Origin of the sequence: Glycomyces arizonensis DSM 44726 (genome assembly GCF_000482705.1) — a bacterium.
GTDB lineage: Bacteria > Actinomycetota > Actinomycetes > Mycobacteriales > Micromonosporaceae > Glycomyces > Glycomyces arizonensis.
Genome location: NZ_AXWO01000033.1, coordinates 1 through 20,716 on the forward strand (window position 1 = coordinate 1; position 20,716 = coordinate 20,716).

Below are 20,716 nucleotides of genomic sequence, written 5' to 3' on the forward strand. Positions count from 1 at the left end.
TGGACGACGACCGGCGGCGCCTGACGATCGCCAGGGAGATCATCGGTTGGGACGCCAAGCTCATGATCGACGCCAACCAGGTCTGGGACGTCCCCGAGGCCATCGAGTGGGTGCGGGCGCTCGCCGAGTTCAAGCCGCACTGGATCGAGGAGCCCACCAGCCCCGACGACGTGCTCGGCCACGCGGCCGTGCGCCGCGCGGTCGCCCCCATCGGCGTCGCCACCGGCGAGCACGGCATGAACCGCGTCCTGTTCAAGCAGATGCTCCAGGCCGAGGCGATCGACTTCCTCCAGCTCGACGCCGCGAGACTGGCGAGCGTCAACGAGATCATCGCCGTCTACCTGCTCGCGGCGAAATTCGGCGTCCCGGTCTGCCCCCACGCCGGCGGCGTGGGCCTGTGCGAACTCGTCCAGCACCTGTCGATCTTCGACTACGTGGCCGTCTCGGCCAGCCTGGAGGACCGCGTCACCGAGTACGTCGACCACCTCCACGAGCACTTCACCGACCCGTGCACCGTCGAGGGCGGCAACTACGTCCTGCCCGAGGCGCCCGGATATTCGGCCCGGATGCACCAGGCGTCGGTCGACCGGTTCGCCTTCCCCGACGGGGCCTACTGGGCGGCCCGGACGGGTGCCGGGACCCACGACTGAGTCCGGCGCCCGGCCGGGTTCTCAGGCGGACTCCCTCCACAGGATGTCGGAGCGCACCTTGCGGTGGACCGGGTCGATCCTCCCGAAATCGGCCTCCGCGAGGATCTGGGCGATCTCGAGGGCATTCGCGGCCAGGGCGTGGCGGTCGAGGGCGATCGAGGTCAGAGGGGGGCTGACGGCCTCGCCGAAGGCCAGGCCGTCGATGCCGACGATGCGGACCGCTCCGGGGACGTCGACCCCGTGCGCGTGGGCGTGCTGCACCGCGCCCAGCGCCATCAGGTCGTTGAAGACCAGGACGGCGTCGACCTCGGGGTGCCGCTCGAGCAGTTCGCCGAACGCCCGCCCGCCGTCGGCGATGCTCTCCTCGCCGACGGCGGCTCCGACGAACTGATCGCCGGCGGCCCGCTCGAACCACTGCCGTTTCGGCGTCGGCACGTAGTTGCCGTGGGTGCGGCGCAGGTGCCCGGAGTCGACCATGCCGAAGCGCCGGGCCCCGCGTTCGCGGAGCGCGTCGACTATCGCGACGATGCCCGACTCGATGTCGAGTTCGACGGCGTGGACGTCGGGGTGCCCGGTCTCGAGGTACACGATCGGCGGGCCGCCGACGGTCTCGCGGACGGCGGACCCGGTGTAGTGCATGACCACGACGTCGACTTGCGAGGACAGCATGCTCGGCACGGCGTCGTCGGTGGCGGACGCCAGTATCACCTGCCAGCCGCGTTCGGCGGCGGCCGAGAGCATACTCGCCGCGATGTCGGTGTAGTACGGGTTGTCGAAGGAGGCCACCACCAGCCCCAGCGCGTGCTGCTTCTGCCTGGTGACCAGGTTCCGGGCGAAGCGGCTCGGGCGGTAGCCGAGGCGTTCGACGGCCTCCAGGACCCGGCGGCGGGTCGACTCGCTGATGTCCCCCATGCCGTTCACCGCGCGCGTCACCGTCTGGCGCGACACCCCGGCCTCGGCCGCGACGTCGAGGATCGTCACTCGCTTGCCCACTCGACCGCTCCTGTTCCGTGTCCGCTCATGCTATCGGCGCCCGCGGCGCCCGCGTCCGGGCGCGGGCGCCGCACCCCTGCCGCAGGACCACGGCGCGGGTCCCGCGGCGCGGGACCGCCCGCGGTCGCCTCAGAAGACACGGATCTCCTCGACGTCGATCGGTCCCTCGGGGAAGGCGAGGCGGACGGCCGTCGACGTCCGGGTTCCGAACTCGACGCGCACGGAGCGTTCCCCGCCGGGTTCGCCGCGGTGCAGCGGTTCGAAGTCGTGCCCGTCCGGAGCCGACTCGAGGAGCCAGGGCCGATCGGCCGCTTCGGCGAAGACCACTTCGACGCGGCTGATCCAGTAGGGATATTCGAGGCCCGCGGTGATCCACTGGCCCGGCGCGTTCTCGCCCGCGCGCCAGAACGCGCGACCCGGTTCGGTCGCGTTGCCGCCCGCGTGGCCGGGCGCGGCGCTGCTGGCCTTCACCGGGCGGTACGCGGCCAGCGACATGAAGCCGCTGCCCGGCGGCGGCTCGGTCAGGTACGGGGCGGGCGGAGGGAGCCGCCGGGCCGTCCCCCGGTCGGGTCTCGCCGGGCCGGTCGCGGTCAGGAGGACCTCGGCCGGCGGGAGGCCGTCGGCGACGGCGCGGACGCGCTGCGGCCCAGGGGTGTAGGACCGCACTTCGATCGCTCCGGCCCCGTCCCACAGGCTGTGGGTCTCAGGAGACAGGGTGATGCTCGTTCCAGAGGGGAACAGCGCCTCGCCCTCGACCACCGTCAAACGGACGGGCCGGTCGTCGGCGACGCGGACGCCTTGCGCATCGACCATTTCGACTTCGATCCGCGCGTCGCCGGTGCCGTCGGTGGGGATCACCACCGTGTCGGTGCGCAGCCGCAGTTCGGCCGCCGTTCCGGGGCCGGGGAAGGCGGGCGGGGCGATGCCGAGCAGCCGCTCGCGGTACCAGTGGTAGGCGCGCTTGGGCCTGCGGAAGTAGTCGGCCAGGCCGTTGAGTCCGGCGCCCGGCGCCACCGTCTTGTAGTGGAAGGCGCACCAGAATATCTTGCCCGAGCGCCACGGGTGGTCGTTGCCGACGCCGTGCTCCCACTCCACTTCGTACTCGCCGGGGCCGTGGCCCGTCACCCCGTGGTACTCGGTGACGACGCTCGGGAAGCCCGGGTCCGGGAAGAGCTCGGCGCCGTCGCCGTTGTAGCCGGCGAGGTCGCCGAGCACGTCGAAGCCCTTGCGCTGCGCCCCGCCGACGGCCGCCGGCCGCGTCGGGTCGAGCTCCTTCGCCAGCGCCACCAGCTCCCTGGTGAGCGCTTTGGCCTTGTCGACGACGCGGTCGTCGCTGAAGAACGCCTCATTGCCGATGCTCCAGGTGATGATGCTCGGGTGGTTGCGGTGGGTCCGGATCATTTCGCGCAGGGCGCGGCGCAGGCTCTCCTCGAACTCCGGCTCGTCGGCTTCGTCGACCGGATAGGCGCTGGCGAACCAGTAGCCCTCGACGTTCTCGCCGCCGGTGCCCCAGAAGTGGAGTTCGGACCAGAACAGCAGCCCTTGGCGGTCGCACTCCTCGGCGAAGAACGGGTGGTGCGGGTAGTGGGAGCCACGGACGATGTTCATGCCCAGCTCCTTCACCATCGCGATGTCGCGGCGGATCGAGGCGCGGGTCCCGGCGTCGCCCCAGCCGCCGCGGTTCTGGTGCACGTTGGCGCCGTGGAGGTCGAGGTGCTCGCCGTTGAGGAAGAACCCTTGCGCGGCGGTGAACTCGAACCGGCGCACGCCGAACCGGGTGGACTGGGCGTCGCGTTCGACGCCGTCGACCGCGACCGAGGCGGTGAGCTCGTACAGGTGCGGGCGGTCGGGGTGCCACAGCAGCGGGTCCGTCAGGGCCCCTTCGAGTTCGACTACCGCGGTCGTTCCGGCGGGGAGGGTGCGGCGGACGGGTTCGAGCTTCGCCTCCGCAGCGTCGGGACCGGCGACCGCGGCGGTGAGGACGGCCTCGACCGGGTGCGACTCGTCGTTGACGACCTCGATCGACACGGCGACGGTCGCCCGCTCGCGGTCGACCTCCGGGGTGGTCACCCCGATGCCGTACCAGTCGATGCGGACGCGGTCGGCGACGATCAGGCCGACGTCGCGGTAGATCCCGCCCGAGAAGCTGTAGTCACCCGCGCGCGGCGCCAGACGCGCGTTCCACAGGTTGTCGACCCGGACGAACACGTCGTTCGGTCCGGCCGCCACGGCGTCGGAGACGTCGACGGTGAAGGGCGTGTAGCCGCCTGCGTGGCGCCCGACCGATCGGCCGTTCACGAACACCTCGCAGACCTGGAAGACCCCCAGGAACTCCAGCGCGATCCACCGGCCGAGCCACGAGGGGTCCACCTCGAGGGTCCGCCGGTAGCAGCCGTGCCCGACGTAGATGCGGTGCTCGCGGAAGTCGGGCAGCCCGAAGGAGTGCGGCAGTCCGACGTCGTACCAGTCGGGGTCCGGCGGCCCGGTCTCGGCCCCGGGATGCTCGCCGTAGTCGAATGTCCAGTCGTCGTTGAGGAATCGCTGTTCGCGGACCATGCGGTGGTGGCCTTTCGGTCGTGATTGCGGAGGCGGGCCGCCTCCTCGCTCGATGGGAGGCGGCCCTCGGGGAACGGTCGGCGGCTACTGCGACGCGTCCCAGGCCTCCTGGTAGATCTCGACGTACCGGTCGGCGCCGAGGTCGGTGAGGTTCTGCTGGAACTCGGCCCAGTCCTCGTCGCCGCCGATATCGCGGATGCCGGTGACGAACTCCGCGCTCGCCTGGACGATGAAGTTCTCCACATTGGTCTGGATCGTGGCGAGCTCCGTCGCGGTCTCGCCGGTCACATCGACCTCCCAGTAGGGGAACAGCTCGTCGGACTCGTGGCCCTCGTAGAACGTCGTCGCCTCGAACAGGCGGCGTTCGTAGCCCTCGGCGCTGTAGATGTCGGTCGCGGTGACCTGGCTGTTGCGGAACTCGGCGTCGCTGAAGAACTGCGCGATCGGGCCCCAGGAGTTCTGCAGCGTCTCCTCGGTGGGCTGCGTGATGACCTTGAAGTTCGGTTCGAGGGTCTCGTCGAGGGCCACGTCGCCCTCCTCGGGCCGCATCCAGTTGACGCCCTCGATGCCGTACTCCCCCTGGAGGTGGCCGTCGTAGGAGACCATGAAGTCCAGGATCTGCATGAGCTTGCGCTGCTTGGCCTCGCTGGAGCGGTTCGTGATGACGAAGGTCGCGCCGGGGGCGGCACCCGCACCGCCGCCGCTCCAGAACGTGTCGTCGCCCTTCGGCCCGGTCAGCGGCGGGACCGCGTCGTACTGCGTGTAGCGTCCGTCCTCCTGGTCGGCGGTGACGAACCAGGGGTGCATGACGGCGACCGAACCGAGGATGACGTCCTCGGTGGCGCCCTCGGCGGTGAGGGCTTCGCCGTTCTGGGTGAAGGCGCCCTCGTCGATGAGGCCGTCCGCGTAGAGGGAGGCCACATAGGAGATCCCCTCGCGCCATTCGTTCCGGGTCGGCTGCAGGGTGACCTGCCCGTTCTGCAATCCGAGGCTGGCCGGGTTGACGCCCTCGGCGTTCGCGTACATCTCGGCGGTGTAGACGTACGGGTTCAGCAGGTACGACAGCAGCGTGGCGCCGCCCGCTCCGGAGAGGGGGATCTCGTCGGCCTCGCCGTTGCCGTTGGGGTCCTGGGTCTTGAACGCCTCGAGGACGTCGCGCAGTTCCTCGGTCGTGGTGGGCTGCTCCAGGCCCAGTGCGTCCAGCCAGGCGGAGTTCATCCACAGCTTCGACGGGTACGAGCAGTGGTAGCAGTCGTTCCAAGCGGGAATGCCCCAGATGTTCCCGTCCGGGGAGGTCGCCAGCTCCTCGAAGCCGGGCTCCTTCTCGAACGCGGCGACGAGGTTCGGAGTGTCCTCGCCGATCAGGTCGTCGAGTGGGACGATCACGCCCTGGCCGCCGAGTTCCACCAGCTCCTCGCTGCTGAACTGGTCGACCCACGGGATGAGCATGTAGGCGTCCGGGTAGTCGCCGCTGGCGAGGGAGATCTGCCGCTTCTCCGCGGCCGCGTTCCCGTCCCAGGTGGTGGTCTCGAACTGGAGATCGACGTCGAACTTCTCTTCGAGCAACGTCGTGAACGCGTTGTCCTCCAGGTCCTGTCCCTGGCCTGCGTCCTGCGGGGCGAAGATCGTGATCACGTCGTCCGGAGTGGTCTCCGGTTCCGAGGAGCACGCGGCGAAGGCGCCGGCCGCGACGGTCAGTGCCGCGCCCATTGCCGCCGCTCTTGCGAATCTACTGGTCATCGTTGACTGCCTTTCGGTGAGGAGTTGACGCTTCTGAGGGGAGGCGGCGCGGGTCGGCCGGCCGCGGCGATGCTTGCGAGCCGTGAATCAGCCTTTGACGGAGCCGAGCATCACGCCCTTGTTGAAGTGCCGCGCCACGAACGGGTAGACGAGCATGAGCGGCACGGTGGAGACGACGATGAGGGAGAACTTCATGAGGTCGGCCATCTGCTCGGCCGCCAACTGGTCGGCGAGGTTCGTCCCCCCGCTGTTGTTGACGATCAGGAGGTCGCGCAGCACCAGTTGCAATGGATAGAGCTCTTCGTTGCGCAGGTAGATCAGGGCGTTGAAGTAGGAGTTCCACTGCCCGATGCCGTACATGAGCGCGATGACCGCCAGCAGCGGTTTCGACAGCGGCAGCACCACCGACCACAGGAAGCGGGCGTCCGAGGTGCCGTCGAGCTGGGCCGCTTCGTACAGCTCGCTCGGGATCGTGGAGCGGAAGAAGGTCATCGCGATGAGCACCTGCCAGGCCCCGATCGCGGTCGGCAGGATCAGCGCCCACCGGGTGTCGAGCAGGCCGAGGGCGCGCACGACCATGTAGGTCGGGATCAGGCCGCCGCTGAAGAGCATCGTGAACAGGACGCCGCCGATGAAGACCTTCCGGCCCATGAGCTCGGGTCGCGAGAGCGGGTAGGCGATCAGCACGGTGAGGACGATGCTGACGATCGTGCCGACCACGGTGTAGAACAGCGAGTTGCCGAACCCGGTGAGGACGGCCTCGTTGGACAGCACCGCCTCGTACCCGATGAGCGTGAAATCGACCGGCCACAGGAGCACCCGCCCGCCGGACACGGCCGCGGGGCTGGAGAAGGAGCTCGCCAGGATATTGATCAGCGGGATCAGCACGACGAGCAGGAACGTCGCCAGCAGGAGGTAGACGGCGACCATGAAGACCCGGTCCCCCCGGGTGTCCTGGACCCGCGCGGCCCGGCGGCGACTCGGCCTCCGGCGCTCGGTTCGGGGTTCGGCCCGGTTCGCGGTCTGGAGTGTCATTGCATGGGCTCCCTTCACCACAGCCCGTTGCCGGTCACGCGCTTGGAGACGGTGTTGACGATCAACAGCAGGATGAGATTGATGACCGAGTTGAACAGCCCGACCGCCGCCGCCAGGCTGAAGTCGGCGCCGAGTAGGCCGATCTTGTACGTGTAGGTCGCGATGATCTCCGACTGGGAGAGGTTGAGCGGGTTCTGGAGCAGGAACGCCTTCTCGAAGCCGATCGCCATGACGTTGCCGACGCTCAGGATCATGACCACCACGACGGTGGGCGCGATGCCGGGCAGGTCGACGTGCCAGATCTTGCGCAGGCGGCTGGCCCCGTCGAGTCGGGCGGCCTCGTACAGGCTCGGATCGATCCCGGCGAGCGCGGCCATGTAGATGATCGCCGAGTACCCGGCGGTCTGCCAGACGTCGCTCCAGACGTAGACGCTCCGGAAGGCGTCGGGGTCGGCGAGGACGTTGCCGTCCATGCCGAAGAAGCCGAGCGCCTCGGTGAGGAAGCCGATCCGGGGCGAGAAGACCAGGATGAGCATCGAGACGACGATCACGGTCGAGATGAAGTACGGCGCGTAGGTGACCATCTGGACGGTGCGCTTGAAGAAGCGCGCCCGGACCTCGTTGAGCGCCAGCGCCAGGATGATCGGGACGGGGAAGCCGGCCAGGAGGCCGTACAGGCTCAGCATCAGCGTGTTGCGGATGAGGTCCCAGGCGACCGGGTTGGCGAAGAACCGTTCGAAGTTGTCGAGCCCGGCCCAGGGGCTGCCCCAGATTCCGGCGACCACGTTGTAGTCCTTGAACGCGATCACGTTGTTCGCCATCGGTATGTACTGGAAGACGACGAGGAAGGCGACGGGGAGGACGAGCATCAGATAGAGCTGCCAGTGCCGGCGCAGGTTCCTGCCGCGGGCCTGCCGGCGGCGCTCGCGGGGTGTCGCGCGCCGCGCGTCCACTGCCGCCGTCACGGCTGCGATCCCTTGCGTGCCGTGCGGCGGCGCTCCACGTTCATGGCGTTCACGCTCACTCCTTCGCGAACTCGGTTCCGTGAATGTTCACGGTATTTTGAGGTGACGAAGTTCGTCAATACCTGGAGTGAGGAAAGATCATATCTATGATCGAAATGGTGAAGCCTCAGGCGAGATTCATCGTGTTTATGTCGTGATTTTCCGTTATATTCCCTGACCACTTAGGAATAGGTTAAATCTTTCGGTCATGGCACCGATGAGACCTCCCGGCGCTCCTCGGTGAACGCTCGGGACGGCCGGCGCCCACGGCTTTCACGAGAAGTGGTCGTGTCGGTGTTTTTGCCGGTTGGGCCGTATCATGAGGCCGAGCTTGCTTGTTGAGACCTTCGTACACGCTGTGTCTTGATGGGGAAGCTGTTGCCGGGCAAGGATCTCGCTGAAGTGGTTGGCCTCGCGCGTTTCGAGGAGCGTGTGGCCGAGCTGACCGATCCGCGTGGGGCGCAGGGCCGCTGGTATCCGTTGTCGGCGTTCGTCGCGGTGGCCCTGGCCGGGCTGCTGTGCGGGAGGAACACTCCGGTTCGGTGGGCCGCGGACGCCCCGGACGCGGTAGTGCGGACGCTGTGCGGGATCGGCCTGGAGGTCGGCGACGCGGCGTGGTGGTCGCTGCCGTCGTATGAGTCTCGCGAGTCCGGTCACGGGCGATCGGAGACGCGCACGGTGAAGATCCTGGCCGCCGGGGGCGGGGTGCGGCTGCCGTTCCCGGGCCTGGCCCAGATCGCCCGGATCCGTCGCTGGACCCGTGACGAGGCCACCGGCGAGGTGACCCATCACGTCATGTTCTAACTGACCAGCAGGAACACGGTGAAGCTGCGGCCGGCCCGGTTCGCCGAGGCCATCTGTGCCCATCGGGGTGTCGAGTCGTGGCATTGGACGAAGGATGTCGTCTTCGGTGAGGACCGGTCGACCGCGACCGCCGGGAACTTGACCGCGAACCTCGCCAGCCTCCGCGCCGCCGCGATCGCGATTCTCAAGCGCCTGGGCGGCAAGGGCATCACCGCATCGAGAGACCGGATCGGCAACCACCCCTATACGGCCCCACTCACCGTCCTCGGCATCACCGACATCAAACACGAGTTCCAAATGTGCTTATCTCGTGAAAGCCGTGCGGTGACCCAGGCGAATACGCCTGCCTGGTCGAGGCCGTTCTCGCCGGGGCCTGCAAGAAGCGGCTGGCTGCCGAGTACGGGATCGGCCTCCGGAGCGTGTGCCGGCTTGTGCCCGCTCGGCGGCGGGGCACGCTTTCGGGTGGCTGTTCTTCGGCGGTCATCGCCTCGGACACGGCGCCCTGAGGTTCGGCCTGCTTGCTGCCGGTTCTGAAGACTGCGGTGACCGGTCGCCATGTTTGAGCGCGGTTCGCGTCGCGCGGTTGCCTACTACGGTGTTTCCGCTCTTACCAGCGGCCCTCTCGGTTCTCCGCCGGTCAACCTATATCAGTGATTCGTAAAAATAGAACAGTGGTGTATCGTAGGTATACATGGAGTCGGGTAGGAGCCGTCTGATCGAGGCGACGCGTTCGATGTTGACGGAACAGCCGGGGCGTGTGCCGAGCACTCGTGAGTTGTATGAGGCGGCAGGTGTCGCCGCTCCAACGCTGTATCACCACTTCGGGGACAAGGACGGTCTCTTGCAGGCCGTGGCCGAGGAGGCGTTCGCCGAATATCTGGAGCGCAAGCGCACGGTTCCCCGTACCGGTGATCTGCTCGCCGACTTCGCAGCGGGTTGGGACATGCACGTGGGTTTCGGGGTGGAGAACCCTGCCCTGTATGCACTCATGTACGGCCGTGCGGGCCACCGGCGGTCCCGCGTCGCACGGACGGCCGAAGCTGAACTGCGCCGCGGTCTCGAACGCCTCGCCGACGCGGGACTGCTCCGCATGGACGTGGACGAGGCGGTCGCCCTCACTACCGCGATGGCGATCGGCTGCGTCACCCGGCTGCTCTATGACGGCGGATCAGCGACCGGACCACTCGCCGAAACGATGTGTACGGCGCTGATGTCCGAGCTGACAGGGCACGCGCAAGAGCTCGGTCCCGCCGACCACGCCGCAGCGCTGCTGCTCGCTCGGCTCGGATCGACTCCTGGGCTGTTCACCACGGCAGAGGAGGCGCTGTTGCGGCAATGGCTGCGCACCCTCATCGAACATGTCACGCCCGCACAAGACGCACGGGAACAAGGAGCGGAGAGATGACCACGTCCACCAACGAGGCGTTCGCGCCCACCCTTCTGCTGGGAGGGACGGACCGGGTATCCCGCCTCGGATACGGCGCCATGCGGCTGGCCGGTCGGGGCGTCATCGGACTGCCCGACGATGTACGCGGCGCGATCGACGTGCTCCGCGGCGCGGTGGAACAGGGGGTGCAGTTCTTCGACACTGCCAATGCCTACGGGCCGCGCACGGTCAACCAAGTCATCGGGCGGGCACTCAGCCCGTTCGAGGACGGCGTCATGATCGGGAACAAGGTCGGCGCCTGGCGCGGTCCCGCCGGCGAATGGTTGATCGACAGCCGCCCGGCGACCGTGCGCACCCAGGTCGAGGACGCCTTGCTCGATCTGCGAGCCGAGGTCAGCCCGCTCACCTATCTGCGTCTGTGGGGCGACAGTCAGGCACCGGGGAGCTCCCCTGCGGAAGAGGTGCCGCTCGAAGACGCGCTCGGGGCCCTGATCGAGTTGCGCGACGAGGGAAAGGTCCGCCACATCGGTCTCTCCGGCGCGTCGCCCGAGATGCTGGAGCGGGCACAGCGTCTCACGCCGATCGCGGCGATACAGAACCGGTTCAACCTGATCGATCGCAGTGGCGTCGAGGTGCTCGAGGCGTGTGAACGCGATGGCATCGCCTTCGTCCCCTACTTCCCCCTCGCGACCGGCACGCTCGGCGACCTCGCGGCGCTCACTCAGCCTGCTCGGCGTCTCGGCGTCTCGACATCGGTGGTGGCTCTGGGCTGGCTGCTCCGACGTTCGCCCGTGATCATCCCGATCCCGGGCACCAAGTCCCTGGAGCACCTGGCGGACAATATCCGCGCGCTCGACGTCGCGGCCGAGCTGACCGATGGGGAGGTCAACACCTTGACGGCCGTCGAGGATGAGGAGTCCGCGTCACTGGACACGATGTCGGCGCAGATGATCGACGCACTGACCCGCCGCCAAGCATCAGCGTGACCGCGCCACGGCTGGGCAGTCGGTTGCGCCTCGTAGCCGCACTCGCCTTGCGCTTGGCGCCGTCGCAGTGGAGGGTAGCGGCGCCTCGAACGGGCACAAGTTTCGGCCCAAATCCTCGGTTCCGCAGCCACACGCTGAAACTCGCTGCGACGCTGGCGTCGACCCATTTGATGACGGCGGCCTTGGCGGTGTTGTAAGCGAGACCGCCAAGGTGGCGGCGCTGCATGGGTGGATCACGATGAGAGCTGCGTCCGGCCGTGCAAGGGGAATGCCCTCACGATACCCAGCGTCGGAGACGAGCGCGTACCTCGAAACACCGAATCGGAGACCACCTTGCGATCACGAGGGACGGGGAGTCAGGGGAGTTCTGGCCATAACCCGTCATAACCAAAACTGGATCGTTTAACATGAGGTGTAACTGCCTGTATGTCTGATTCTGTGGGCGCTACTGGGTTCGAACCAGTGACATCTGCCTTGTAAGGGCAGCGCTCTACCGCTGAGCTAAGCACCCCGGGCGCGCCGGGAGGGCGGGCCGAGCGTGAGAAAGGGTACCTGAATGCGGGCCCCCGCGCGAGTCCAGGGTCTTCTCCGTGGAATTGGAGAGGCGCCGGTGTTGTTGCAGATGCCGTGACTCAGATGATGCGTGTCGATGTGTGGTCGGATATCTCCTGCCCTTGGTGCTACGTCGGGAAGGCCCGTTTCGGGAAGGCCGTCGAGGAGTTCGGTGGGGAGGTCGAGGTCCGGCACCGGTCGTTCGAGCTCGATCCGCACCGCGGCACCGAGGAGACCGAGCAGGTGGTCGCGATGCTCTCGAAGAAGTACGGCATGAGCGCACAGCAGGCCCAGGAGGGCGAGGAACGGCTCAAAGGCCTGGCCGCCGCCGAGGGCCTTGAGTATCGGGCCGAGGGCCGCGACCACGGCGGCAGTTTCGACATCCACCGGCTGCTGCACCTGGCCGCCGAGCGCGGGCTCGCCGACGAGGCGTGGCAGGCCTTCTACACCGCGAACTTCGCCGAGGAGGCGTCGCTGTTCAGCCGCGACCGCATCACCGAGGTCGCCGTCAAGGCCGGGCTCGAGGAGAGCGAGGTCGAGGCGGTGCTCGACGATCCCGCCGCCTACCGCGACGCCGTCCGCGCCGACGAGGCCGAGGCCGCGAGCCTCGGCGCGACCGGCGTGCCGTTCTTCGTCATCGACGGCAAGTACGGCGTCTCCGGCGCCCAGCCGACCGAGGTGTTCGCCCAGGTGCTCGAGAAGGCGTGGGACGAAAGGAAGCCGGTGGTGCTCGGCGGCGACGCCGAGGCGTGCGGGCCCGAGGGGTGCGCCGTTTAGCAATCCCTCACGAGCGGCCTCCTCCCGGAATAGTCTGAGGCGAACATCGCCAATCGAAGAGGAGGTCGCCACCATGCCGATGGACCGCGAGACACGGCTCCGCCTGGTCAACCTGCGCGACGATACCGGCGTGCTCTCGCTCTACATCAACGCCGACCCCCAGCAGGAGGGGTCGAAGCCGCCATGGCGCAACCGGTTCGAGCAGAGCGTCAAGCGGCTGCTCGAATCGGTCGACGCCCCCACCCGCGGCGTCCTCGACCGTCGACTCCACGACATGGAACTCGAGATCGAGGAGTTCATGCGCCCCGGCTCGTCCGGCATCGGACGGGCCCTGTTCGTGCCGCTCAGCGACGGCGAGACGTTCAGCGTCGCGATGCAGACGCCGCTGACCGACCGGGTCGCGCTCGCGCGCCGCTCCCACATCACGCCCATGTTCGCCGCCTGGGCCGAAGGCTCCCCCATGGGGATCGCCGTCGTCGACGGGCGCGGGATGCGCATCCTCGACAGCCGCTTCGGCCGCTGCGAGGAGATCTCCGGCCTCGCCTTCGAACTCGACACCGACGAGTGGCGAGAGATGGCCGGACCGGTCAGGTCGCGCGGCGCCTGGGGCAACGGTCAGCAGACCATGGCCACGCAGCGGGACCTGTTCGACTTCCGCATCGCCGAGCACCTGGCCAGGTTCCTGGCCGCCGCGCACACCTCGCTGGAGTCGCATGTGAACGCGTTCGGCTGGGAGATCCTCGTCGTCACCGGCGAGCCCGAACTCGTCGACGCCGCCTCGAAGTCGCTCAGCAATTCGTTGAAGGCCGAGGTGGTGGCCGCCCAGCAGGTGGTCGGCCAGCTCTCGGCGGCGCAGATCCAGCAGACGCTGGCCGACGAGATGGCCCGGGCCAGGCACCGCCGCGACGAGCGGCTCGCCGCCGACTTCGCCGAGGCCCCGCCGAAGGCCGCGATGGGCTCGACGCAGGTCCTCGACGCGCTCCAGACCGGGCGCGTCGACCGGCTGCTGTTCGAGCGCGACTCGGTCTGGAGCGGGCAGCGCATCCCGCCGGGGGCGGTCCTGGCCGACGGGATCGTCCAGGACGACCCCGACGCCGCCACGGCCGTGGCGCAGGCGCAGCTGGGGGAGCAGATGATCGACATGGCCTTCTCCACGGACGCCTCGGTGTCGATCCTGAGCGACGAGGCGCGCCTGCCCGAGCAGGCCGGCGGCGTGGGGGCGTTCCTGCGATGGTGAGTTAGGTCACGCTAACCTTAATTCGGCAGTACGTTCAGGGCCGCGGGCACTCACCTCCCGCGGCCCCGTTTTTGTGTGCACTGCCTTGTGTGTTCCGGATCATCTCGTTCCCGCAAGCGGTGTGCCTTCTGCCGGTTCCGGTTTGGTGCTACCGTTAATTCATCACACGATGAATTACGTAGTTCGGCCACCACCTCCAAGGGAGACAACCATGTCGAACCAGCAAGCAGCAGTCATCGTCGTCGGCGCCGGGCCCACCGGCCTCCTGCTGGCCGGCGATCTCGCCGAGGCCGGCGTCGAGGTCGTCCTCCTCGAGAAGCGCGCCGCCGAACTGTCCAATCTCTCGCGCGCCTTCGCGGTGCACGCGCGCACCCTCGAGACCTTCGACGCCCGCGGCCTGGCCGACCAGGTCCTCGCCCAGGGCGGCGCCCGCATGGGCTCCGTCAGCCTCTTCGGCCGCGCTACCCTCCACCTGTCCGAATTGGAATCCCGCTTCCCGTACCTGCTGGTGGCGCCCCAGTACCACGTGGAAGCCGTCCTCCGTGAGCGCGCCATCGAGGCGGGCGCCGAGATCCGCTACGACACCGAGGTGACCGGCGTCGTCCAAGACGGTGCGAGCGTCACCGTCACCACCTCCCAAGGCGAGGTCACCGGCGCCTACCTCGTCGGCACCGACGGCGTCCACAGCGCCGTCCGCCAGGCGATCGGGATGCCCTACCCCGGCGAGGCCGTCCTGCGCTCGCTCATCCTCGCCGACGTCAAGCTCGACGAGCCCCCCGAGCACAACCCCGCCATCCAGGGCGCCCACGGCGCGTTCGGCTTCGTGGCCGACTTCGACGACGGCTACTGGCGCGTCGTCGCCTGGAACCACGACAACCAGCAGCCCGACGACGCCCCCGTCGACCTCGACGAGCTCTCCGAGGTGACGCGCCGCTGCTTCGGCACCGACTTCGGCATGCACTCGCCGCGGTGGATCTCCCGGTTCCACTCCGACGAGCGCCAGGTGCCCAACTACCGCGACGGGCGCGTCTTCCTCGCCGGGGACGCCGCGCACTGCCACTCGCCCGCGGGCGGCCAGGGCATGAACACCGGCCTCCAGGACGCCGCCAACCTCTCATGGAAGCTCGCCGCCGTCCTGCGCGGCGCGCCTGACAAGCTCCTCGACACCTACCAGGACGAACGCCACCCCGTCGGCGAGGCGGTCCTGAAGTTCAGCGGCGCCCTGGTCCGCTTCGCCTCCACCAGGTCGCGCGTCGTCGAGGTCCTCGGCGAGGCCGGAGCCGCCCTCGGCATGCGCGTCAAGCCCATCGCCCACCGCGCCATCGGCATGATCAGCGGCATCGGCATCCACTACGGACACGACAAGACCGTCGGCCGCCGCGCCGCCGACATCGGCCTCAAGGACGGCTCGCGGCTGTACGAGGCCCTGCGCGGCGGCCGCTTCGTCATCCTCGACAGCAGTGTGGAAGACGACCGCGCCGTCGCCGCGGCCTCGGCCGAACCCGACGGCCTCGCCCGCGTCGTCAGGCCCGACGGCTACATCGGCTGGGCCGGCGAGGACGCCCCCGAGGCCGTCGCCGCCTACCTCGACGCCCACGCCGGGCGCTGACGCGCCGCCCGGGGCCGGCGCCGCCGCGTTCGACCGACAGCACCGCCCCGAGCGGCTATCGTCGCAACCATGGGCGCAACGCGAGAGGAAACGGACCGCGACGTACCGCTCATCGGCGGGGCCGAAGCCCCGCACCTCCACGTCATGACCTACAACCTCCGCACCGCGACCGGCCGCTCCCCGCACCCGTGGCCGAAGCGCCGCACCGCGGTCGCCGCCCTGATCGAACACGAGCGCCCCACCGTCCTGTGCACCCAGGAAGGCCGCTTCCGCCAACTGCGCGACCTGCGCGCCGACCTCGGCGGCTACGACTGGCTCCACCTCGGCCGGGACGGCGGCAGCCGCGGCGAGTCCACCGCGATCCTGTGGGACGAGCGGCGCCTGGAGCCGCTCGAGTACGACCACCTGTGGCTCTCGCGCCACCCTCACCTGATCGGCTCCCGCGGCTGGGGCAGCCGCACCGTCCGGATGCTCACCTGGATCCACTTCGAGGACCTGGCGACGGGCCGGGACTTCTACGTCGTCGACGACCACCTCGACCACCGCTCCGAGCGGGCCAGGCGCAAGGGCGCCGAGATCAACGCCGACGCCGTCGCCCGCTTCCGGTCGCCGGTGGTCGTCGCCGGGGACTTCAACTGCGACGCCGGCTCCAAGGCCCACCGCATCCTCACCCGCGCCGGTCTCACCGACGCCTGGGAGGCCGCCGAGCAGCGGCTCACACCCGCCTCGTGGGGCACGTTCAACGGCTGGCGGCGCGCCCCGGTCGAAGGCGGGCCGCGCATCGACTGGATCCTCGTGCGGGACATGGAAGTCCACCGGGCAGCCGTCAACACCCGCACCGAGGACGGCCTGCCGCCCTCCGACCACTGGCCGGTCCAGGCACTGGTCAGCCTCAAGTAGCGAGCAGCTCCCGGATCTCGCGGACGGCGGTGCGCCCGGCGCGGTTCGCGCCGATGGTGCTCGCCGACGGCCCGTAGCCGACCAGGTGGATCCGCGGATCGGCCGCCACGCGCGTCCCGTCCATCGCGATGCCGCCCCTCGGCCCGCGCAGCTTCAGCGGCGCGAGGTGGTCGAGCGAGGCGCGGAAGCCGGTCGCCCAGATGATCGTGTCGGCCTCGACGAAGCGGCCGTCCTCCCAGCGCGCACCATCGGGCTCGATCCGGTCGAACATCGGCAGCCGGTCGAGGACGCCCGCCTCGCGCGCGGCCCGGACCTCCGGTGACAGCGGGAGCCCGGTGACGCTGATGACGCTGCGGGGCCGCAGGCCCCGCCGCACCCGCTCCTCGACCTTCGCCACGACCTCGCGGCCGTACTCGGAGTCGAACTCGCCCTCGCGCCACTCGGGCGGGCGGCGGGTCACCCAGTGCGTCTCGGCCGCGAGCGGGGCGATCTCCATCAGGTGCTGGATGCCGGAGATGCCGCCGCCGACCACGATCACGCGCTTCCCCTCGAACTCCTCCGGCCCGCGGTACTGGGCGGTGTGGAGCTGGCGGCCCCCGAACGCCTCCTGGCCGGGGTATCGGGGCCAGAAGGGCCGCTCCCACGTGCCGGTGGCGTTGATGAGCGCGCGGGCGGTCCAGGTGCCGCGGTCGGTCTCGACCGCCAGCCGCTTGTCGGGAAGCGAGCGGACGGCCTCCACCGACACCGGGCGCTGGACGCGCAGGTCGAAGGCCCGCTCGTATTCGGCGAAGTAGCCGGGGATGACGTCGGCGACCGGAGTGTCCTCGTCCGGTTCGGGCACGGCCATGTCCGGCAGCTGGTAGACGCGGTTGACGGTCTTGAACGTCAGGGTCGGCCAGCGGTGCTGCCACGCCCCGCCGGGGCCGGGGTTGTGGTCGAAGACGACGAAGCCGCTCTCGGGCTCGAAGTACCGGCGCAGCGAGTGGGCGGCCGCCAGACCGGCCTGACCGGCCCCGATGACGGCCACTTCGACTTCGCGCTCCATGTCCGTTGCAACCGCGCCGCGGTGGTCCCGATTCCGTGAGGCCGCTCACCGGCTTCAGGACGGCGCCGGGAACTGCCGCTTCGCGGTGAACGCCTCGGGCGTCGGCCCCTTCTCGCGCAGGAGCGCCAGGCGTTTCTCGGCTTCGGGGACGGTCGGCACGTGCCCGACCGGCACCCACCACATGGCCGTGTAGGCCTCCGCCAAGTGCTCGAACCATTCGCGCCGCCGTTGCAGCACCGGCCGGTGCGCCTCGCCGTAGACGTACGCGTTGAGCGCCTCGGGCGAGGTCCACACCGACATGTTGAGGATGAGCCACTCGTCGCCCCGGAAGCGGAAGTCGGTGGCCGCGGAGCCGCCGTCGTCGATCAGCCTCCACACGAAGCCGTCGGCGGCGTCCGCGGCGGCGTTGACCTCGTCGAGCTTGTCGACGAAGCCGCGCATGACAGGGGTGTCGAGGGGCGCGAGCATCCTGGCGATGTTGAGCTGCGCGAGGTGGTGGGCGGGGGATGCTGCCATCCGTCGAGCCTGCCAGCCGCCCGCGCGCCGGTCAAGGCGCGGACGGCGAAAGGGACGGGCCTCGGCCCGCCCCTCATCGTCGTTCCGCTACTTCGCGAGCAGGCCCCGCAGCACGTACTGCAGGATGCCGCCGTTGCGGTAGTAGCTCGCCTCGCCGGGCGTGTCCAGGCGGACGAGGGCCTCGAAGGTCGTCTCGTTCCCGTCAGGGGCGGTGGCCGTGACCGTCACCGTGTCCGGGATGCCCTCGTCGATCGCGGTCATGCCGCTGATCGAGACGGTCTCCTCGCCGGTCAGGCCCAGGCTCTGGTGCGTCTCGCCGTCGGGGAACTGGAGCGGCAGCACGCCCATCCCGATCAGGTTCGAGCGGTGGATGCGCTCGTACGACTCGGCGATGACGGCCTGGACGCCCAGCAGGACCGTGCCCTTCGCCGCCCAGTCGCGGCTCGAGCCCGTCCCGTACTCCTTGCCCGCGAACACCACCAGCGGCGTGCCCGCCTCGGCGTAGTGCTGCGCGGCGTCGTAGATCGTCGCCACCGGCCCGTCGCTCTGCGTGAAGTCGCGCGTCCAGCCGCCCTCGGTGCCCGGCGCCAGCTGGTTCCGCAGCCGGATGTTCGCGAAGGTGCCGCGCACCATCACCTCGTGGTTGCCGCGCCGCGAGCCGTAGGAGTTGAAGTCGGCCGGGCCCACGCCCTGCGACTTCAGGTACTCGCCGGCCGGCGAGTCGGCCTTGATCGACCCCGCCGGGGAGATGTGGTCGGTCGTCACCGAGTCGCCCAGCTTCGCCAGCACCCGCGCGCCGGTGATGTCCTGGACCGGCGCCGGGGTGGCGGGCATCCCGTCGAAGTAGGGGGCCTTGCGCACGTACGTCGAGGCGTCGTCCCACTCGAAGGTGTCGCCGGTCGGGATCGGCAGCGACTGCCAGGTCTCGTCCCCGTCGAACACGGAGGCGTACTCGCGCAGGAACATGTCGCGGCCGATGTTGCCGTCGACGACCTCGCGGATCTCCTCGCTGCTGGGCCAGATGTCGCTGAGGTGGACGTCCTGGCCGTCCTTGCCCTTGCCGATCGGGTCGGTCGTCAGGTTGACGTCCATCGACCCGGCCAGCGCGTACGCCACGACCAGCGGCGGGCTCGCCAGGTAGTTCATCTTGACGTCGGGGTTGATGCGGCCCTCGAAGTTGCGGTTGCCGCTGAGCACCGAGGTGACGGCGAGGTCGCCGGACTGGACGGCCCTGGAGATGTCCTCCGGGAGCGGTCCGGAGTTGCCGATGCAGGTGGTGCAGCCGTAGCCGACGAGGTTGAACCCGAGCTTGTCGAGGTAGGACGACAGGCCCGCCCGCTGCAGGTACCCGGTGACGACCTGCGAGCCGGGCGCGAGCGAGGTCTTCACCCACGGCTTGGTCTCCAGCCCTGCCTCGACGGCGTTCTTGGCCAGCAGGCCCGCGCCGACCATGACGTACGGGTTGGAGGTGTTGGTGCAGGAGGTGATCGCGGCGATGACCACGTCGCCGTGGTCGACCTCGAACACGCCCGCCTCGGTCTTGACCGTCTGCGGGTTGTGCGGCCGGTCGCCGTTGGGAGCCACGGCGGGGGAGTCGGAGGCCGGGAAGGACTCCTTGCTGCCCTCGTCGAGGGTGACGTAGTTCGCCACGTCGCGGCGCCACTGGTGGTCGGCCTTGTCGAGCTGGATGCGGTCCTGCGGGCGCTTCGGCCCGGCGATGGAGGGCACCACGGTCGACAGGTCGAGTTCGAGGTACTCGGAGTAGGCGGCCTCGCTCTTCGGGTCGTGCCACATCCCCTGTGCCTTGGCGTAGGCCTCGACCAGGGCGATCTGCTCGTCGCTGCGGCCGGTCAGGCGCAGGTAGTCGACGGTGCGCTCGTCGATCGGGAAGATCGCGCAGGTGGAGCCGAACTCGGGGCTCATGTTGCCGAGCGTGGCGCGGTCGGCGACCGGGACGCTGGCGACGCCCTCGCCGTAGAACTCGACGAACTTGCCGACGACGCCGTGGTCGCGGAGCATCTCGGTGATGGTGAGGACCAGGTCGGTGGCGGTGGCGCCGGCCGGGAGGTCGCCGGTGAGCTTGAAGCCGAGGACGCGCGGGATGAGCATCGAGATCGGCTGGCCGAGCATGGCCGCCTCGGCCTCGATGCCGCCGACGCCCCAGCCGAGGACGCCGATGCCGTTCTCCATGGTGGTGTGGGAGTCGGTGCCGACGCAGGTGTCGGGGTAGGCGGCGCCGTCGCGCGTCATGACGACGCGGGCGAGGTGCTCGATGTTGACCTGGTGGACGATGCCGGTCCCGGGCGGGACGACCTTGAACTCGTCGAAGGCGGTCTGGCCCCAGCGCAGGAACTGGTAGCGCTCGCGGTTGCGCTCGTACTCGCGTTCGACGTTGCGCTTGAAGGAGTCGGGTCGGCCGAAGAAGTCGACGATGACCGAGTGGTCGATGACCATCTCGGCGGGCGCGAGCGGGTTGATCTGGCCCGGGTCGCCGCCGAGGTCGCGGACGGCCTCGCGCATGGTGGCGAGGTCGACCACGCACGGCACGCCGGTGAAGTCCTGCATGATGACGCGCGCGGGCGTGAACTGGATCTCCGTGCTGGGCTTGGCGGCGGGGTCCCACGAGCCGATCGCGCGGATGTGGTCGGCGGTGATGTCCGCGCCGTCCTCGTTGCGCAGCAGGTTCTCGAGCAGGACCTTGAGGCTGTAGGGCAGCCGGTCGTGGCCTTCGACCTTGTCGATGCGGTAGATGTCGTATTCGTTTTCGCCGACCCGCAGGGCCTCGCGGGCGCCGAAGGAGTCTGTTCTCACCATTAGAGCTCCTGATTCTCATCTGAGTTGTCGGACTCAGTCTGCCGCAGCGTCGGACGCCGACGATGGAGGTCGGGCGAGAGGGGAGCGGCGGCACAGCCGGGCCGACAAGTA

At 69.4% G+C, this 20,716-nt stretch carries 16 protein-coding genes and 1 tRNA gene; 8 read left to right on the forward strand and 9 right to left on the reverse strand.

The genetic code is table 11. The features are described from left to right. A partial coding sequence (locus tag H613_RS0118645; protein ID WP_026924982.1) for an enolase C-terminal domain-like protein occupies positions 1-650 on the forward strand: 650 nt, incomplete at its 5' end. A 21-nt stretch (positions 651-671) separates the two neighbouring features. Here the strand turns inward: H613_RS0118645 and H613_RS0118650 are convergent. The 5 genes from H613_RS0118650 to H613_RS0118670 form a co-directional block, all read right to left on the reverse strand. Beyond that, positions 672-1,643: a LacI family DNA-binding transcriptional regulator gene (locus H613_RS0118650; protein ID WP_051393551.1), complete on the reverse strand. Its 972-nt coding sequence runs from the start codon at positions 1,641-1,643 to the stop codon at positions 672-674. 129 nt (positions 1,644-1,772) lie between these two features. Beyond that, positions 1,773-4,199 carry a glycoside hydrolase family 2 protein gene (locus H613_RS27635; RefSeq protein ID WP_051393552.1) on the reverse strand — a complete coding sequence of 809 codons (2,427 nt, stop codon included), beginning with the start codon at positions 4,197-4,199 and terminating at the stop codon, positions 1,773-1,775. An 84-nt stretch (positions 4,200-4,283) separates the two neighbouring features. Continuing rightward, positions 4,284-5,939, reverse strand: coding sequence for a type 2 periplasmic-binding domain-containing protein (locus tag H613_RS0118660; RefSeq protein ID WP_026924984.1), 1,656 nt, complete (start codon positions 5,937-5,939; stop codon positions 4,284-4,286). 87 nt (positions 5,940-6,026) lie between these two features. After that, on the reverse strand, positions 6,027-6,974 hold the full coding sequence (locus H613_RS0118665; RefSeq protein WP_026924985.1) for a carbohydrate ABC transporter permease: 948 nt from the start codon (positions 6,972-6,974) through the stop codon (positions 6,027-6,029). A gap of 14 nt (positions 6,975-6,988) precedes the next feature. Then, entirely contained in the window at positions 6,989-7,948 is a 960-nt protein-coding gene (locus tag H613_RS0118670; RefSeq protein WP_439330251.1) for an ABC transporter permease, read from the reverse strand. A 396-nt stretch (positions 7,949-8,344) separates the two neighbouring features. Here H613_RS0118670 and H613_RS0118675 point away from each other — a divergent pair, with 396 nt between their 5' ends. The 3 genes from H613_RS0118675 (at position 8,345) to H613_RS0118690 (ending at position 11,155) form a co-directional block, all read left to right on the forward strand. Next, the gene (locus H613_RS0118675; protein ID WP_156926127.1) at positions 8,345-8,782 is read left to right on the forward strand and encodes a hypothetical protein; all 438 of its coding nucleotides are present in this window, start codon (positions 8,345-8,347) and stop codon (positions 8,780-8,782) included. A 691-nt stretch (positions 8,783-9,473) separates the two neighbouring features. Next, positions 9,474-10,187: a TetR/AcrR family transcriptional regulator gene (locus H613_RS0118685; protein WP_026924989.1), complete on the forward strand. Its 714-nt coding sequence runs from the start codon at positions 9,474-9,476 to the stop codon at positions 10,185-10,187. Next, complete coding sequence (locus tag H613_RS0118690) at positions 10,184-11,155, forward strand: aldo/keto reductase (RefSeq protein WP_026924990.1); 972 nt, start codon at positions 10,184-10,186, stop codon at positions 11,153-11,155. The genes H613_RS0118685 and H613_RS0118690 overlap by 4 nt, the downstream gene beginning before the upstream one ends. A 439-nt stretch (positions 11,156-11,594) precedes the next feature. Here H613_RS0118690 and H613_RS0118695 read toward each other — a convergent pair. After that, positions 11,595-11,666: transfer RNA gene (locus H613_RS0118695), tRNA-Val, on the reverse strand. 128 nt (positions 11,667-11,794) lie between these two features. On the opposite strand from H613_RS0118695, the gene H613_RS0118700 reads away from it, so the two are divergent. From H613_RS0118700 to H613_RS27645, 4 genes are all read left to right on the forward strand, one after another. Next, complete coding sequence (locus tag H613_RS0118700) at positions 11,795-12,484, forward strand: DsbA family protein (protein WP_026924991.1); 690 nt, start codon at positions 11,795-11,797, stop codon at positions 12,482-12,484. A 73-nt stretch (positions 12,485-12,557) separates the two neighbouring features. Then, on the forward strand, positions 12,558-13,721 hold the full coding sequence (locus H613_RS0118705; RefSeq protein WP_156926128.1) for a VLRF1 family aeRF1-type release factor: 1,164 nt from the start codon (positions 12,558-12,560) through the stop codon (positions 13,719-13,721). Positions 13,722-13,932: 211 nt separating this feature from the next. Then, on the forward strand, positions 13,933-15,330 hold the full coding sequence (locus H613_RS27640) for an FAD-dependent monooxygenase (RefSeq protein ID WP_035738576.1): 1,398 nt from the start codon (positions 13,933-13,935) through the stop codon (positions 15,328-15,330). A gap of 69 nt (positions 15,331-15,399) precedes the next feature. Then, positions 15,400-16,230 carry an endonuclease/exonuclease/phosphatase family protein gene (locus H613_RS27645; protein WP_035738579.1) on the forward strand — a complete coding sequence of 277 codons (831 nt, stop codon included), beginning with the start codon at positions 15,400-15,402 and terminating at the stop codon, positions 16,228-16,230. On the opposite strand, the gene H613_RS0118720 is transcribed toward H613_RS27645, so the two are convergent. From H613_RS0118720 to acnA, 3 genes are all read right to left on the reverse strand, one after another. Then, the gene (locus tag H613_RS0118720; protein WP_026924993.1) at positions 16,223-17,275 is read right to left on the reverse strand and encodes an NAD(P)-binding domain-containing protein; all 1,053 of its coding nucleotides are present in this window, start codon (positions 17,273-17,275) and stop codon (positions 16,223-16,225) included. The two genes, H613_RS27645 and H613_RS0118720, sit on opposite strands and share 8 nt — an antisense overlap. A 54-nt stretch (positions 17,276-17,329) precedes the next feature. Then, the gene (locus H613_RS27650) at positions 17,330-17,791 is read right to left on the reverse strand and encodes a DUF3291 domain-containing protein (protein ID WP_051393554.1); all 462 of its coding nucleotides are present in this window, start codon (positions 17,789-17,791) and stop codon (positions 17,330-17,332) included. An 87-nt stretch (positions 17,792-17,878) separates the two neighbouring features. Continuing rightward, on the reverse strand, positions 17,879-20,602 hold the full coding sequence (acnA, locus tag H613_RS0118730; protein ID WP_026924994.1) for an aconitate hydratase AcnA: 2,724 nt from the start codon (positions 20,600-20,602) through the stop codon (positions 17,879-17,881). Positions 20,603-20,716 lie beyond the last annotated feature (114 nt).